13 protein-coding genes are annotated in these 15,653 nt (G+C 72.8%); 5 read left to right on the top strand and 8 right to left on the bottom strand.

Going from position 1 to position 15,653, the window contains the following annotated elements:
* Positions 1–120 precede the first annotated feature (120 nt).
* A complete protein-coding gene (locus ACIRVH_RS00855) occupies positions 121–1,665 on the bottom strand; it encodes an aromatic amino acid ammonia-lyase (RefSeq protein ID WP_403947129.1) in 1,545 nt (514 codons plus the stop codon).
* A gap of 23 nt (positions 1,666–1,688) precedes the next feature.
* Positions 1,689–2,648, bottom strand: a complete 960-nt coding sequence (locus ACIRVH_RS00850; protein WP_403947128.1) for an ABC transporter substrate-binding protein — start codon at positions 2,646–2,648, stop codon at positions 1,689–1,691.
* 231 nt (positions 2,649–2,879) lie between these two features.
* Here ACIRVH_RS00850 and ACIRVH_RS00845 point away from each other — a divergent pair, with 231 nt between their 5' ends.
* From ACIRVH_RS00845 to ACIRVH_RS00830, 4 genes are read left to right on the top strand one after another with little or no spacing between them, the layout of a single operon-like run.
* Entirely contained in the window at positions 2,880–5,345 is a 2,466-nt protein-coding gene (locus ACIRVH_RS00845) for an ATP-binding protein (RefSeq protein ID WP_403947126.1), read from the top strand.
* Positions 5,342–5,812: a roadblock/LC7 domain-containing protein gene (locus ACIRVH_RS00840; RefSeq protein ID WP_403947124.1), complete on the top strand. Its 471-nt coding sequence runs from the start codon at positions 5,342–5,344 to the stop codon at positions 5,810–5,812. The genes ACIRVH_RS00845 and ACIRVH_RS00840 overlap by 4 nt, the downstream gene beginning before the upstream one ends.
* Positions 5,813–5,844: 32 nt before the next feature.
* Entirely contained in the window at positions 5,845–6,261 is a 417-nt protein-coding gene (locus ACIRVH_RS00835; RefSeq protein WP_403947122.1) for a DUF742 domain-containing protein, read from the top strand.
* The gene (locus ACIRVH_RS00830; RefSeq protein WP_403947120.1) at positions 6,248–6,847 is read left to right on the top strand and encodes a GTP-binding protein; all 600 of its coding nucleotides are present in this window, start codon (positions 6,248–6,250) and stop codon (positions 6,845–6,847) included. Before ACIRVH_RS00835 ends, ACIRVH_RS00830 begins: the two co-directional genes overlap by 14 nt.
* 4 nt (positions 6,848–6,851) lie before the next feature.
* Here ACIRVH_RS00830 and ACIRVH_RS00825 read toward each other — a convergent pair whose 3' ends face one another.
* Genes ACIRVH_RS00825 through ACIRVH_RS00815 form a run of 3 tightly spaced genes read right to left on the bottom strand, consistent with a single transcriptional unit; the run spans position 6,852 to position 9,291 of the window.
* Complete coding sequence (locus ACIRVH_RS00825; protein WP_403947118.1) at positions 6,852–7,520, bottom strand: ABC transporter permease; 669 nt, start codon at positions 7,518–7,520, stop codon at positions 6,852–6,854.
* Entirely contained in the window at positions 7,517–8,170 is a 654-nt protein-coding gene (locus ACIRVH_RS00820; RefSeq protein ID WP_403947116.1) for an ABC transporter permease, read from the bottom strand. Before ACIRVH_RS00820 ends, ACIRVH_RS00825 begins: the two co-directional genes overlap by 4 nt.
* Positions 8,167–9,291, bottom strand: coding sequence for an ABC transporter ATP-binding protein (locus tag ACIRVH_RS00815; protein WP_403947114.1), 1,125 nt, complete (start codon positions 9,289–9,291; stop codon positions 8,167–8,169). Before ACIRVH_RS00815 ends, ACIRVH_RS00820 begins: the two co-directional genes overlap by 4 nt.
* Before the next feature lie 193 nt (positions 9,292–9,484).
* Here ACIRVH_RS00815 and ACIRVH_RS00810 point away from each other — a divergent pair, with 193 nt between their 5' ends.
* Positions 9,485–13,129 carry a trypsin-like peptidase domain-containing protein gene (locus ACIRVH_RS00810; protein ID WP_403947112.1) on the top strand — a complete coding sequence of 1,215 codons (3,645 nt, stop codon included), beginning with the start codon at positions 9,485–9,487 and terminating at the stop codon, positions 13,127–13,129.
* A 28-nt stretch (positions 13,130–13,157) separates the two neighbouring features.
* On the opposite strand, the gene ACIRVH_RS00805 is transcribed toward ACIRVH_RS00810, so the two are convergent.
* The 3 genes from ACIRVH_RS00805 to ACIRVH_RS00795 are packed head-to-tail and all read right to left on the bottom strand — an operon-like array spanning position 13,158 to position 15,627.
* Entirely contained in the window at positions 13,158–13,886 is a 729-nt protein-coding gene (locus ACIRVH_RS00805) for an FAD:protein FMN transferase (RefSeq protein WP_403947783.1), read from the bottom strand.
* Between the two features lie 3 nt (positions 13,887–13,889).
* A complete protein-coding gene (locus tag ACIRVH_RS00800) occupies positions 13,890–14,276 on the bottom strand; it encodes an FMN-binding protein (RefSeq protein WP_403947110.1) in 387 nt (128 codons plus the stop codon).
* A 13-nt stretch (positions 14,277–14,289) separates the two neighbouring features.
* On the bottom strand, positions 14,290–15,627 hold the full coding sequence (locus ACIRVH_RS00795) for a ferric reductase-like transmembrane domain-containing protein (RefSeq protein WP_403947108.1): 1,338 nt from the start codon (positions 15,625–15,627) through the stop codon (positions 14,290–14,292).
* Between the last annotated feature and the right edge of the window lie 26 nt (positions 15,628–15,653).

The raw sequence follows: 15,653 nt of genomic DNA, 5'->3' as shown, positions 1-15,653 counted from the left end.
GTCAGCGTGTGAGCGCGAGGGAGATGGGCTCCCATCAGGAGGGGAGAGGTGCGGATTTCTTCCGTCACACCCGTCGGCTGTGCGGAAAACCCACGCTGACGGACGGGACGAGCCCTGGGTTCACAACTCCACCAGCCTTGGCAGGAGTTCGGTCGCCGTCATGATGTCTCCGGTCAGCGGGCGATCCTCGGTGCCGGGCGGGAGCGCGGCGGCCGCGACGGTGAAGGCGGGGACCGTCGGCGTCACCGAATGCAGCCGCAACGCCCGTACTGCGGCAACCAGTTCACAGGCGAGCACGGTGGCGTATGCGCCGGCGGCACGGCTCGTCTGGCGGGCGGCCTGGCCGGCGAAGCCGGCGGTCTCCTCCAGGCCGTGGGAGAGGACGGCATGGCCGGCCGAGGCAGGTGCGGCACAGGAACGCATCTCTGCCAGCGCCGAGTTGGCGGTGTACTCCAGGACCATCGTGCCGGAACTCCCAGTGGGGCCGGAGGCGAGAAAGGCGGGCAGGCCGGTCAGATCGGGGCGGCCCAACGCGGTCAGCCGGGCCACGGAGAACTGGGCGGTCTGCAGCAGGGCGAGGTTCAGGCCGTCGAGGGCCAGGCCCAGCGGGGCCGCGAAGAAGCCGCCGTGATGGTAGAGCTGACCGTCGGGGGCCAGGACCGGGTTCTCCGTGCGGCAGTTGATCTCGACCTCGACGATCCGGCGCAGCGCCGCGCAGGCCTCCAGAGCGGCGCCGTGCACCTGCGGGAAGGCCCGGAAGCCGAAGGGATCCTGGATCCGCCGCCCCGTGGCGACCGGCCGATCGGGCATCCCGAGCAGGCGCCGCACCTCGGCGGCCGCCTGCGCCGGACCGGGGTAGGGCCGCAGGGCGTGCACCGGAGCGGCGTACGCCTCCGGCGACCCGGAGACGGCCGCGAGCGAGAGCGCGGCGACCGCATGCGTGGCCCGCGACAACACGTCCACCTCATGCCAGGCAAGCCCGGCCTGCCCCAGGGCAAGCGCGTTACTGCTCAACAAGGCCAGCGCGTCACCCGCCCGAAGCGTGACGGGGGCGGGGAGCCCGGGCGGGGACTCGGCGGGGCGGAACTCCACAGGGCTGGGCTCACCGGACCGGGCCACGGCGGAACCGGGGCCGGCGGGAAGCACCCAAGGCCGCTCCGCCAGCAACGTCAGCCCCGTCTGCGCCAGGGCAGTCAAGTCGCCCGTGCCGATGCCGCCGTACTCGTTGACGGCCGGGTGGACACGTAGGCGGAGGGCCTCGGTGAGGGCTGCGACGAAGGAGGGGTGGATGCCGGAGCCGCCGGACAGGAGCTGGTTGGCGCGGACGGCGAGCATCGCGCGGATCTGGCGGGGCGGCAGGAGGGGGCCCGCGCCGCCTGCGTGGCTGCGCAGGATCCGTAGGCCGTGGGCGGTCTCGTCGGCGGGGTCGACGGGAACCGAGCGGTGGGCGCCGACGCCGGTGCCGCGGCCGTACCAACGGCCGCCCGCGGCGAGGCGGTCGGCCTGCTCGCGGGCGCGGTGGAGCCGGTCCAGGGCCGTTGAATCCAGGGCGGGTTCGGCCGTGGCGTCGGCGAAACGGATCAGGTCCGGCAGGGACAGGGCCGTTCCGTCCAGCACGACGCGGGTGTCCCCGGCCTCCGGGGGCACCCGCGTCGTCGGGTCCACGGTCGCGACCGCGCCGCGGTGCGTCAGCCGAGACCGGCGGACTTCAGCCAGGCCTTGGCGACGTCCAGCGGGTCCTTGTTCTGCGACTGCACCTGGGTGTCCAGGTCCAGCAGGGTCGCCGTGTCCAGCTTGGCGGAGACGGCGTTGAGCGCGTCGACGCCCTTCTGGGGCAGGGCGCTCTTGTAGACGAGCGGCTGGACGTTCTCGAAGCCGAAGAGGTTCTTCGGGTCCTGCAGGACGACGAACTTCTGCTTGGAGATGTCCGCGTCCGTGGTGAAGACGTCAGCCGCCTGCACGACGTCCTTCTTCAGCGCCGCCTTGGTGAGCGGGCCACCCGCGTCCAGCGCCTTGAAGGACTTGAACTCCAGGCCGTAGGCGTCCTTCAGGCCGACCAGGCCCTGCTGCCGGGTCTGGAACTCCGGCGAGGCGCCGATGACCAGGTCCTTCGCGATGCCCTTGAGATCGGCGATGGACGACTTCCCGGTCAGGCTGTACTTCTTCGCGGTGGCCGCGTTGAGCGTGACCGAGTCCTTGTCCTGCGCGGGCGAGGGCTCCAGCAGGGTCAGCTTGGAGTCCAGCTTGGCCTCGATGGCCGACGTGGTCGCCTCGACGGTCTTGGGTGTGGCCTTCGGGTCGAGGTAGGCCAGCAGCGCGCCGTTGTACTCGGGCAGAACCGACACGGACCCGTTCTTGAGCAGACCGTAGGTGGTCTCGCGGCTGCCGATGTTCGGCTTGTAAGAGACCTTGATTCCCTTGGCCTTGAGGGCCTCGCCGTAGATGTCCGCGAGCAGGATGCTCTCGGCGAAGTTGTTGGAGCCGACGACCACGCTGTCGCCGCTCGCCTTGCTGTCCGAAAGGGGGTTGTCGCCCTTGCCGTCGGAGGAGTTACAGCCCGCCAGCAGGGCCGTCGCCGCCGCGAGGGCGACCGCCGCCGCGCCTCGGTTCCTCCGGATGGGCCTGCTGATGCGCTTGGTGGAAGTCACACCACTGATCCAATCCAGCCAGTTCTCGGTCAGTCAAGTGTCTCTGGGTCACCGATTGGCTTCGATGCGCGGTCAGTTGTGTGCGGAGAGCGCTCACCTTGTAACTCATTCTTGATAAAAGGCGAGGTGATTGATCCTTCAAGGGGCCTGTAGTCTCACGGGAGTCGAAATCGGTCACTGCGGTGCACGGGGCCCGCTTCCGCCGTAAGGCACCCTCATGAAGGAGGCCCGGTGTCCACGAACCAGGTGGACGCGCCCGCCCGGCATGCCCCGGTACACAGCGGTGTCCGAGGCTTCGCCGACCGCTGGCCCTTCCGACGCAAGCTCAACCTGCTCGTCGCCATCCCCCTCGCGGTGGTCGCCGCCCTGCTGTCGTACCTCGTCAACGACCTGGTCGAGCAGTCGGACAACGCCGAGTCGGCGGCCCGGACGGTGCGGGACAGTGCGCAGGTGGCCCGGCTCGTGGACCGCGTCGAGGCCGAGCATCAGCAGGCGATCCTGCTGTCCGCGCGCTACGAGACCGGCTGGTCCAAGCCCTCGCTCGCGGCCTACCGCGCGGCGCAGGAAGGGGTGCAGGCCCAGACCGAGAAGGTGCGCGCCACCTACGGCGACCGGCTGCCGGGCGCCGAGGAACGGGCCCTCAGGGACGTCGACAGCCTCTCCAGCCTGCGCCAGAGCGTCGAGCGGGGCTATCTGCCGGCCGACAACATCGACCCCGCCTACATCGACGTGACCGGCCGGCTGATCGACGGCCTCGGACTCGACCACGACACCACTCTCGCGTCGACCTTCACCGGCAGCCTGCTGGACTCCCTGGTGCGGGCGGACGCGGCCCACGGCGCCTTCGAGACGAGCGTGTTCTCCGCGACGACCGGGGACCCCAACGCGCTGATCGAGTTCACCAACGCGGTCGGCTCGTACGACCTCTACACCCACCAGGCCGACCGCTTCGGCCGGTTCGCCACCGAGCGCCAGGCGCGGCAGCTGGCCGGCATCGACCACACCTCCGCGCAGCAGAACATCGCGCAGGCGTACGCCGATCTGCAGATCGATCCCACGCAGCTGGAGGCCGGGTCGCGGGCCGAGATCCGCAAGGCGGTCCAGGACGCGCTGACCGACTACCCCTACTACCCCGACCAGGCTGCCGCCCGGCTGAAGATCACCACCTCGCTGATCGGCCAGATCGCCGACCGCGCCGACCGTGAGGCCTCCTCGGCCAAGTGGCGCGCGGGGCTGCTGCTGTACGGCGCGCTGGTGGCGTTCGCGCTGTGGATCGCCTTCGCGGTGCTGGTGCGCCGCTCGGTGGTGCGGCCCGTGCAGGCGCTCACCGGGGCCGCGCAGGAGGTCGCCGAGGTGGCCAGGCGCGAGCTGGACCGGGTGGCCGACGACGACGCCGAGGACGACGGTCCGCCCCGGCTGCGGGACATGCCGGTCACCGCGCGCGACGAGATCGGCGATCTGGCCGAGGCCTTCAACCGGGTGCAGACCACCGCCGCGGCCCTGCTGGAACGCCAGGTGCTCAGCCGCCGCAACACCGCCGAGATGTTCGGCAACGTCGGCCGCCGGGTCAGCAACCTGACCACCCGCCAACTCGCGCTGATCGACGCCGTGGAGCGCGGTGAGACCGACCCCGCGCTGCTGGAGCGCCTCTACTCCATCGACCACATCGCCGTACGCCTGCGCCGCAACGCCGACAGCCTCATGCTGCTGGCGGGCATCCGCGAGACGGCGCTGGACGGCGGGCCCCTGGCGCTCTCCAACGTGCTGCGGGCCGCGCTGGGACAGATCGAGGGCTATCAGCGGGTCCGGCTGTACGCCGCCTCGGACACCATGGTCGAACCCGACATCATCGGCGACCTGACCCTGATGATGGCCGAACTCGTGGAGAACGCGGTGTCGTTCTCCCCCGAGGGCAGCCCGGTGGAGGTGACCGTCCGGTCCGGTGCCGAGGGCGCCCACATCGTCGTCACCGACCATGGCCTCGGCATGAGCGCCGAACGGCTCACCGAGGAGAACGCCCGCCTGATCCGCCGCGAACGCCTCGACCTGGTGCCGACGAAGGTGCTCGGCCTGTTCGTGGTGGGCGCGCTGGCCCGCCGCTGGGAGATCGGGGTGGAGCTGACCCGTACGCCCGGCGGCGGTGTGACGGCGGAGGTCACGCTCCCGTCCTCGCTGCTGCTGACGATGAGCCCGGTGGCGGAGCCGGTCGCCGTGGCGCCGACCGCAGCGGACGTCCCGTCCGGACCGGTGCCGTCCAGCTCCGCCGGGGAGCAGACCGAACCCGCCGGGCAGAAGACCGATGCCGCCGGGGAGCAGAGCGACCCCGCCGGGCAGAACACCGAACCCGCGGTCCCCCTGCCCCGCCGTGTCCCGAGCCGCGAGACCGCCACCACCACGGAGCAGCCGCAGCTCGTCTCCTCGGGCACCGGCCGCCCCCTGCGCCGCCGGGTGCGCGGGGCCACGCTCCGGACCACCGCCGGCGCCTCCCAGGTCGCACCGCAGCCGGCGCGCACCCGCGACGCCGAGGCGGAGCGCAGCGCGCTGGAGGAGTTCGAGGCGGCGGTGGAACGCGCCCATCGGGACAGCGACACCGGAAGCCATGCGCGACCGCACCCCGAGGAGGAGACCTCCTCCGCTCCCCCCACGCCGACCCCGCCGCACGACCCGAACCACCTTCCGGAAGGAGCCGAGCAGTGAGCACGTCGACAGGTGACACCCCGACGGGCGGCACCACGCCGACCGACCTGCAGGCAGCCGCAGCCGACTTCACCTGGCTGCTGAACCGTTTCGCGACCGAGACCGCGGGCGTCGTCGACGCGATCGCGGTCTCCTCCGACGGCCTGCTGATCGCCGTGTCGGAGCTGCGCGAGCGCGCCCACTCCGAGCGGCTCGCCGCGATCGTCTCGGGCATCACCAGCCTCGCCGCCGGCGCCTCGGGCAACTACGGCCTGGGCGGCCTGAACAAGGTCATCATCGACCTGGAGGGCGGCCATGTCATCGTCTCCGCGATCGGCAGCGGCGCCGTCCTGGGCGTGGTCACCGACAAGGACGCCAAGCTCGGCAACATCGCCTACGAGATGACGGTGTTCGCCAACCGCGCCGGTGCGGCGCTCAGCCCGCAGCTGGTGCTGGAGCTGAAGAACAGCGTCGGCGCCACGCGCTGAGGCGCGCGCCCGGACAGGAGGAGTGGACAGCCATGGCGGACGGCACCCAGCCCCCGGGCCCGGACCCGGTCGGCCCCGCCCCCGCCGTACGGCCGTTCCTGGTCACCGCCGGCCGGGTGGCGGATGCCGCTCCCGGCCGGTCGATGCCCGTGGAGACCCAGGTGGTGGCCACCGCTGCGGGTCTCGACGCGCTCGGCCGGCTCTCCTTCGAGCGGTACGACATCGTCGCCGCCTGCCGGTTGCCGCAGTCGATCGCGGAACTCGCGGCCCGGCTGCGGCTGCACCTCAACGTGGTCCGTGTCCTGGCCGAAGACCTGCGCGAGGCGGGACAGCTGACGGTCCACGTGCCCGACGTCGAGGCCACCCACGACGCCTCCGTCCTGCGCAGGGTTATCGATGGCCTCCGGGCCGTCTCCGACTCCCGAGGGGTACCGAGTGACACCGACTGAACCGCTCACCCGGGGTACGGCCGCGCCCGCCACCGTGCGGCCGCCGCTGCCGGTGAAGATGGTGATCGCGGGCGGCTTCGGCGTGGGCAAGACCACCACCGTCGGCTCGATCTCGGAGATCGAGCCGCTGACCACCGAGGCCTCGATCACCGAGGTCGCGGCGGGCGTGGACGACCTCACGCACACCCCGCGCAAGACGACGACCACGGTGGCGCTGGACTTCGGCTGCATCACCATCGACCCGACGCTGAAGCTGTACCTGTTCGGCACGCCCGGGCAGGAGCGGTTCGGGTTCATGTGGGACGACATCGTGGAGGGCGCGGTCGGCGGTCTCGTCATCGTCGACACCCGCCGCCTGGACGACTGCTACGCGGCCGTCGACTACTTCGAGCACAAGGACATCCCGTTCGCGGTGGCGGTCAACGCCTTCGACGGGAAGGTGGAGCACTCCCTGGACGAGGTCCGCTGGGCCCTCGACGTCTCCGAGGGCGTCCCGGTCCTGGTGTTCGACGCCCGGGAGCGCGGCTCGGTGCGGGACGCGCTGCTCGTCGTACTCGAACTGGCGCTGGCCCGCACCGAGCAGTGACGCCTCAGTTGCTCCGGCGCACCCCGGGCGAGACCACGATCCTGGACACCGCCCAGAACACCACGAGGGTCGCGAGCGCCATCCCGGCGACCAGGGTGGCGCCGCCGACGACCTTCGCGTAGTCCTTCTGGTAGAGGCCGCCGATGATGTAGCGGCCGAGGCCGCCGAGGCCGATGTACGCGGCGATGGTGGCCGTCGAGACGATCTGGACGGCGGCCGACCGCACTCCGCTGAGGATCAGCGGGAGCGCGACCGGGAGTTCCACCTGGAAGAGGACCCGTGACTCCGGCATGCCCATGCCCCGCGCGGCGTCCACCGGGGAGGGATCGACGGACCGGACCGCCTCGTAGGTCGTGACCAGGATCGGCGGGACGGCGAGCACGACCAGCGGGATCATCACGAGCCCCGTGCTGAAGCTCAGCCAGGTGACCAGCAGCACCAGCAGGCCGAAGGTGGGCAGCGCCCGGGCCGCGGTGGCGATCAGCGCGAGCACGTTGCCGCCGCGCCCGTAGTGCCCGGTGACCAGGCCGACCGGCAGCCCGATCACGGTGGCGAGGACGAGCGCCTCCAGGGAGAACCACAGGTGCTCGACGACGCGGGTAGGGATGCCGTCGTAGCCGTGCCAGTGGTCGCTGTCGCTGAAGAAGGCGTTGACGAAGTGCAGGACGTTCACCGGGCCGCGCGCTCCTTCGGCATCCAGGGGGTCAGCAGGACACGCACGGCGACCAGCACCGCGTCGACCAGGACGGCCAGTACGGCCGTGGTCACCACGGAGTTCACGGCGAGCAGGGGCCGGTTGTAGATCTGGGCGTCGTGCAGCAGATTGCCGAGGGCGCCCTGGTTGCCGATCAGCATGCCGACGCTGACCAGGGAGATGCTCGACACGGTCGCCACCCGCAGGCCCGCGATGATCGCCGGTACGGCGATGGGCAACTGGACCTGGAGATAACGCCGTACGGGTCCGAGGCCCATGGCCGTGGCCGCGGCGAGGGTCTCCGGGGGCACCGAGCGGACGCCGTCCACGATCGCGGGGACCAGCACCACCAGGCTGTAGACGGCGAGCGGGATCATCACCGTGGTCTCGGTCTGGCCGGTGTAGTCGATGAGGACGACGAAGAAGGCCAGGGACGGGATGGCGTACAGCACGGTGGTCACACCGAACACGGGCGGGTAGAGCCAGCGGAACCGTACGCACAGCTGGGCCAGGGGCAGCGAGACGAGCAGCCCGGCCAGCACCGGCAGCAGGGCCTCCCGCAGGTGCAGGCCGATCAGGCCGAAGTAGCTGTTCTGGAGGTCGCTCGGGATGTCGAAGAAGCCGCTCATCGCGCGGCCTTCGCGTCCTGCCGGCCCGCGGTGTGGGCGGCGCGGATCGCCTCGCCGATCACCTGCTGCGAGACGACGCCGACGGCGCGCCCCTCGGCGTCCACGGCGACGGCCCAGCCGGTCGGCGAGAGCACGGCCCCGTCGAGCGCGGTGCGCAGCGAGTCCGTGCCGGGCACGAACGGCCGTCCGTACGGCAGCAGTCGCTCCCGGTCGATCTCCCCGGCGGTGAGGTCGTCCGGCGCGCCCCAGCCGAGCGGCCTGCCGTCGACGTCCGTCACCAGGAGACAGGGAGCCGCGCCTCGGGAGGCGAGCTTCTCCGCGTCCGCGTCGATCGCGACGACGGGGGCGGTCTGCAACTCCAGTTCGGCGGACGGGAAGAAGGAGAGCCGCCGGATGCCCCGGTCGGCGCCGAGGAAGTCCTCCACGAAGGGGTCGGCGGGCGCACTCAGCAGCTCGGCCGGCGGGGCGAACTGGGCGAGCCTGCCGCCGGTGCGCAGCACGGCGACCATCGTGCCCAGCTTGATGGCCTCGTCGATGTCGTGCGTGACGAAGACGATGGTCTTGCCCAACTCGTCCTGAATACGGAGGAGTTCGTCCTGGAGGCCCTTGCGCACGATCGGGTCGACGGCGGAGAAGGGCTCGTCCATCAGCAGCACCGGCGGGTCGGCGGCGAGCGCCCGGGCCACGCCGACGCGCTGCTGCTGGCCGCCGGAGAGCTGGTACGGGTACCGCTTGGCGAGCGCGGTGTCGAGCCCGACCCGCTCCATCAGCTCCGCCGCCCGCGCCCGTGCCTTCTGCTTGCTCCAGCCGAGCAGCCGGGGCACGGTGGCGATGTTGTCGAGGATGGTGCGGTGCTGGAAGAGACCGGCGTTCTGGATGACGTAACCCATCGACCGGCGCAGGGTGTTGACCGGCTGCTGCCGGATGTCCTGGCCGTCGAGGAGGATGCTGCCCTCGCTGGGCTCCACCATCCGGTTGATCATCCGCAGGGTCGTCGTCTTGCCGCAGCCCGAGGGGCCGACCAGGACGGTGATCGCGCGGTCGGGTATCTCCAACGACAGCCCGTCGACGGCCACCGTGCCGTCCGGGTACCGCTTGGTGACTGCATCTATCCGTATCAAAACGCCGCGTACCCTTCGGTTTTGGCCAAGCCTGGGCCGTTGCGGGGAGAGTCTAGACGGCGATTGTTGCCGCACTTCGGCCAGCGACCGCCCGGGACCGGTCCCCACCGATCGGGGGACAGAAAGCCGGGCGGTATGCCAGGTTGTGACCCATGACGAACCGGTTACTGGCCGTCCGGGTGGGGGGCGTGGGATGAGCGGTCTCGTGCGCCGCCCCGGGGTTCCCGGAAGTCTGGGGCGGGTGCTGCTGCGCCACGACGTCCCGGTGGGTACGTGCTTCCAGGTGGCGCCGGGTGTCCTCGTCACGGCCCGGCACGTCCTGGACGGTCTCGGCTGCGGCCTCGTGGGCAGCGAGGTGCTGACCGACGCCCTGGACGGTGCGCCGGGCACGGAGCCCGCCGAGGTGCTCGCCGTCGACCCCGCCCGCGACCTGGCCGTACTGCGCCGGGCGCGGCCGCTCGCCGATTCGGTGCCGGGCTGGGCACCGTCCGACACCGTGGGCTCGGGCACGGGGGTGGTCGTCATCGGTGTCGCCGAGGTCGACGACCACGGTCGCCGCTATGCGTTCCTGCAGGCGAGGGGCACCTGGGAGGGCGGAACGGACCGGGACGGCGTGCTGCTGGGCCGGTTGTCCTGCCCGGACGTGATGCGCGGCATGAGCGGCGCCCCCGTGGTCCGGCCGACCGACGGGATGGTCCTCGGCGTGGTGTGCGCGCGCTACAACAGCACCGACGGCTGGCTGCCCAACTCGGTCTGGGTCGCCCGGACCGAGGACCTCACCCGCCTGCTGGAGCAGGACGCGCGCACTCCGGTACGGCGCCGGATCACGTTCGGCGACAAGGTGGGCACCGTCCTGTCCGTGGGCGGCACCGGGGTGGTGCCCGCCCTGGAGGCGCCGCCGGACGGCGTCGGTCCCGCGGAAGCGGCCCGCGAGGCCGCCCTGGCGCTCGTCGCGCTCGACGGCGCCTTCCGGGGCCTGGGCGGGCTCGGCGACGGCGAGGAGCGGATCTTCTCCCGGGCGTGCGGCACCGGTTGGGACGCGACGGCCGTCTCGGGTCTGCGGCAGCGGCTCCGGCTGCGCGGTCTGGAGCCGAGGGTGCTGCTGCCCCGGCTCCCCGATCACGCGGAGGCCGTCGAGCGCTGGGCACGGGCCGTGCCCGGCACACCGCCGGACCAGGAACTGTCCGGCCACGCCGCCCGGGCGTTCCTCGGCCGGCTGCGCCGGACACTCGCCGAGGAGGTGACGGACGGCCTGCTCTCGGGCCTGTCCGGCGCCTCCCGCCGCTTCCTCCACGAGGCGCTCACGGACGGCACCACGATCCCGCTGTCGGGCTTCCTGCACGCTCTGCTGAGCCACCTTTCGCCGGTCACGTCGAGGGAGGCGGTGCTGCGCACCTCCACGACGGCGGCCACGGCCGGCCCGGGCACCGGCGTCCGCACGGAGCGTCCCGCCGCCGACCCCCCGCCCGGACCCGCACCGGGGCGCCCCGAACTCGGCGCCGTGGCCGCCCAGATGTGCGGGCTGCCGGCCGTGGACCCCTGTGTCGCGGGACGCGAGAAGCTGGTCGCCGACGTGGCCGGCGCCGTCGACCGGCACATGACGCGGCACGGAAGGGCGACCGCCTTCCTCTGCGGGCAGCCCGGCGTCGGCACGTCCGTGGTGGCCGTCGAGGCGGCCCGCGCGCTCGCCCCCGCGTTTCCCGGCGGGGTGTTCCACGTCGACCTGCACGGACTCCTGCCCGACGCCCGACTGAGCGCCCGAACCGTGGTCCGGATCCTCGCAGAGGCGCTCGGCCTCGATCTCGGCGCCGAGGCGAAGGACGACGCCCGGCTGATCGCCGCCTTCACCGCGGGGCTGCACGAGCGGCGGGTCCTGCTGATCCTCGACAACGCCCTGGACGCCGCGCACGCGAGGCCGTTCGTCAAGGCCCCCGCCGGCTGCGCCGTCCTGGTGACCTCCCGCGACCGGGCCCAGGACTACGCGGACCCGGGGCTCGTCTTCGAGGTCGGACCGCTGGACCGGGAGGCGTCGGTGACCGTGCTGACCCGGTGCGCCGAGGGCCGCCCGCCCGAGGTGACCGGGCAGAGGCAGGAGCTGCACCGACTGGCGCACCTGTGCGCGGACGTCCCCCTGGCCCTGCGTATCGTCGGCGCCCGTCTCGCCCAGCCGTCGGGGCCGCCGCCCGACTACCTCGCGCGGCTCCTGGAGGAGGAGTCGGCACGGCTGGAGGGCCTGACGTACGGGGACCGGGCGGTGCGGCTGGCGATCCGGCTCAGCCACGAGGCGCTGGACCCGCCGGCCCGCCGTGTGCTCAGGCTGATCACCGCCGCGCCCGGGGCGGCCGTCACCGGGCCCGAACTCGGCCACTGTCTCCGGGCTCCCGCACTGCGGCAGGAGCTCCTGCTCCTCCGGCTCGTGGACCGCAGCCTCGCCCTGCAGGACCTGGTGCGCATGCCCGACCGGGGCCCGCTGGCCACCTTCCGGCTGTTCGACCTCGTGCACCTGTTCGCCCGGGAACGCCTGGAGGAGGACGAACAGCCCGACGTCGTGCGCGAGTTCCAGCACGCGTCCGTGTCCTACCTCTGCGACCGGCTGACCGAGATCACCAACCAGGAGCACGGGGCGCAGCTCTCGGGCGAGCTGGAGCCCACCCGTTTCCACGCGGCACAGCGGCTCGCGCGCGACAACGACTGGCTCGACCTCGCCACCGACCTCACGGTCGGGCTGCACGTCCTCTACACCGCGCGCCGCGAACTCGACGCGGTCGTCGCCGTCAACAACGACCGGGTGGCGCTCCACCTGCGGCAGAACCGGCCCGAGGACGCCGTCCGGGCCTGCCTGTTGAACATCGACGCGCTGCGCGACGCCGGGGTCCACGACCTCGCCGCCGAGGCCGCGCGGCGGGCGGCGTCCATCGCCCGCGAGTACCGGCTGCCGGAACTGACCGCCGAGGCCGAGTTCCGGCTCAGCCTCGTCCTGTGGGCCCAGGAGGAGTGGACCCAGGCCCTGGCCGCGGGCGAGGCCGCGGTCACCACCCTCACCTCGGCCGGCCGTGGGGCCGCCGCCGTCCCGCTCGCGATCAACAACTGCCGCTTCGCCCGCCGGATGTCCGACTCCGACGCCGCCGTACGGTGGGGCGGCCAGGCCGTGGAGCTGGCCGACCGGTGGGGCACCGCGAACCTGCGTGCCATGGCGGCGAACGCCTACGGCCTCGCCGAGGACGACGCGGGACGCCACGGGTCCGCGCGCGATCTGTACCGTCGCGCGGCCGGGTTGTGGGAGGGCGTCGGCGACCTCTCGAACGCCGCGAACGACTCCAACAACGCCGCCTGCATGGCCCGCGAGCTCAACGACCCGGCCGAAGCCGCCCCGTTGCTGCTGAAGGCCTTCGACCTGTGGCAGCGGGCCGGCTCGCACGCCCGGGCCCTGGAGGCCCTCGTCGACCTCAGCGCCCTCCACGCCAGTCAGGACGCGTACCCCACGGCCGTCGAGACGCTCGCCCGAGCCGAGGCCCTGGCTGCGGGCGCCGCCGCGGACGCGCCCCAGGCCCTGCGCACCGAGGTGTCGGTCCGCCACGCGGCCGCCCGGCTCTTCGGGGACGGGCCGTACGACGTTCCGCCGACGCCGGACGAGAAGGCGCCGGAGCACAAGGACGTGCGCGGCGCCCTGGACGCCCTCGTCCGCCACCACGACGGTCGGCTCGCCCTTCCCCAGGCCCGGGAGAAGGTCCGTTCCCTGCTGACCGTGCGCGCCCGGAACCTGGCGCCGCGCAACGAGAACTGGGTGTACGAGGAACTGGGCGAGGAACCTCCCGACCGCCTCGCGCTCGAGGCCTGACGACTTCGGTCACGTCGCTGCTGTGACGTCAGCCGACCTCTGCCATCGGCACCCCGCCCGTCCGCACCACCCGCCGCCCGGCGTCGACCGCGAACACCTCGCAGCCGGCCCGGGCCGCGGCCCAGGCCACGCCCTCCTCGCCCAGGGCGAAGGCGGCGGTGGCGGTGGCGTCCGCCTCGGTCAGGGTCGGGGCCAGCACGGTCAGGCTGAGCAGCCCGGTCGCCGGGCGTCCGGTGCGTCCGTCGAGGATGTGGTCGCCGCGCTCGTACCGCCCGGAGGTCGCCACCGCCCCGTCGGTCACCGCCAGCACCGCACACACCCGGCCGGCGTCCTCGGGGTGCCGTATCCCCACGCGCCACGGCCCGCCGGAGACCACCACGTCGCCTCCGGCGTTGAGGCAGAACCGCCGTGCCCCGGCCGCCGTCAGCAGCTCCGCCGCCCGCTGCACCGACCAGCCCTTGACCACCGCGCAGGGGTCGAGCCCCCTTCCGGGCAGCCGGGCGTCGAAGGCACCGCCGGTCGCGGTCCGGTACTCCTCGCACAGGCCCAGAACCTCGGCGAGGTCCGCGCTCACCGCGCCGGGCGCCGTCTCACCCCGGTCCAGCCGGCACACCTCGCTGTCCGCCCGGAAGGGACTGAACCGGCGGTCCACCGCACGCAGCCAGGCGAACGCCTCGTCGGCCACGGTGTCCCAGGATCCCTCGTCGTCGATCCGCAGCGACACCGGGAAGCCCATCACGTGCTCGACCCGCCGCAGCATCTACGCCTCGTCCAGCGCGGCCTGCAGCGACTTGCGGTACCCCTCGCTGGTGACCGTGGCCCCGGACACCGTGTCGACGTCGGCGCTCTGCGCCTTGAGCGTCTCCTCGATCAACGTCGGTACGGCGCCCTTGGTCTGGGGGCTGTCCGGCTGCTTCAGCATCCGCACGGAGCTGATCCGGTCCCCGTCGAGGGTCACCTCGACCTGGACGTCCCCCTTCTCGGTGGTGACGGTCGGTCCGGCCACGACCCGGCCGGACGCGGAAGTCCGCGGGGTCGTGGTGGTCGCGGGTGCCTCGGTGGCCGTGGTCCCGTGCGGCGGCTCGTAGCGCCACAGCGGGATCAGTCCGGCGACCGTGAGGGCCAGGACGGGCAGTGCTCGCTTCACGGTGTCGTTCTCCTCATCCCGCCAGGCTGAAGCGCTCGAAGTGGATCTGCCGCTCGGGTACGCCCATGTCGCGCAGGTTGCGCAGGACGGCGGCGGTCATCCCGGGCGGGCCGCACACGAACACGTCACGGTCGCCGATGTCCGGGACCAGGCGGGCCAGTTCGCGGGGTGTGAGCGCGTCGGGCGCGGCCGGCCCGGTGATCAGGTGCAACTGGGCGCCCTTGGCGGCCGCCAGCTCGGACAGCTCCTCGTACAGGACCGCGTCCCGCTCCGCCGTCACCCGGTAGAGCAGGACGGCGTGGCCCTCGATCTCCTCCAGCAGGGCGCGGATCGGGGTGATGCCGACCCCGCCCGCGATGAGCAGGGTGTCGGGGCGGGTGCGGTGCAGGGTGGTGAAGGCACCGTAGGGGCCCTCGGCGAAGACCCGGGTGCCGGGCGCGATCCGGCGCAGGGCGGCCGTGCCGTCGCCGGCGGTCTTGACGGTCAGCCTCAGCTGCCGTCCGTCGGGGGCGGCCGACAGCGAGAACGGGTTGGCCTGCCACCAGCGGTCCCGGGTCAGGAACCGCCAGAGGAAGAACTGCCCGGCGGCAGCGGGCAGCCGGTGGAGGTCGCGGCCGGTGACGTACACGGAGACCACGGTGTCGGACTCGGGGACGACGGCCGTCACGCGCAGCCGGTGCCGCAGGTTGCGCCACAGCGGCAGGGCCAGCCGGCCCACGAGCACCGCGCCAAGGGGCGCGCCCCACACCGTGTACCAGTAGGCCCGCGCGGCGGCGGACGCGGTGAAGGTCGTACCGACCGCGACCTGGTGACCGAAGGCCAGCAGGACGGCCAGGTAGGTGTACAGGTGGATGAAGTGCCAGGTCTCGTACGCCAGCCGGCGCCGGGCCCAGCGCGCGGACACCGCGCCCACCACCACGATCAGGGCGAACGCGACGACCGCCCGCAGCACGCCCTCGGTGGTCTCGGCGAGGTCGACGAGCTGGTCCACCGGGTCCAGGGAGGACAGCTGGGCGTACCCGAAGGTGATGAAGACCAGGTGCGCGAGCAGGGTCCAGAGCACGGCGAAGCCGGTCCAGCGGTGCCAGGAGGTGAGCCGGTCCATGCCGATGCGGCGGTCCAGCCAGGGCAGCCGGGCCACCAGCAGCAGTTGGAAGGCCATGACGAGGGCGCCGTAGAGACCGGCGAGACGGCCGATGAGGATCAGCGCGTTGGAGCCGAGGCCCGCTTGTAGGAACAGGACGGCCACGACCACGGCGTTGGCGGCCAGCAGCGCGTACAGGCCGGTGCGGGCCACGACCCGGGGGCGTATCGCCGTGGGGGGCGCGGGACGGGACTGGAGGGTCGTCACAGGCGGACAGCTCCTTGATCGGGACC

It is taken from the genome of Streptomyces sp. NPDC101165 (assembly GCF_044768135.1).
Lineage (GTDB): Bacteria > Actinomycetota > Actinomycetes > Streptomycetales > Streptomycetaceae > Streptomyces.
This window is presented reverse-complemented; position numbering and strand designations above follow the sequence as displayed.